Here is a 277-nt window from a genome sequence, read left to right as displayed (position 1 = left end):
CCGTCGAGATGGATCACGCCTCGCGTCAGCGTCCCGGTCTTGTCGGTGCACAGGATATCCATGCTGCCGAGGTTCTCGATCGCTTCGAGCCGGCGCACGATGACGCCGTTCGCGGCCATGGTGCGTGCTCCTCGCGCGAGCGTGACGCTGATGATGGCGGGCAACAGTTCCGGCGTCAGCCCGACGGCAAGCGCCAGCGAAAAAAGGATGGGATCGATCAGGGGGCGCCCGAGCAGGGCATTGGCGAAGAAAACCACGGTAACCATGACGAACATGA

Annotated in this window: 1 protein-coding gene; it reads right to left on the bottom strand. The window is 63.5% G+C overall.

From position 1 onward, the window contains the following. On the bottom strand, positions 1-277 hold a 277-nt coding region (locus KVS69_RS19480; RefSeq protein ID WP_217539621.1), incomplete at both ends, for an HAD-IC family P-type ATPase.

The organism is Stenotrophomonas sp. GbtcB23, from assembly GCF_019091045.1.
GTDB classification, from domain to species: Bacteria; Pseudomonadota; Gammaproteobacteria; order Xanthomonadales; family Xanthomonadaceae; genus Stenotrophomonas; species Stenotrophomonas rhizophila_A.
The sequence above is the reverse complement of the archived record's forward strand: the minus strand, read 5'-3'. Positions and strand labels throughout refer to the sequence as shown.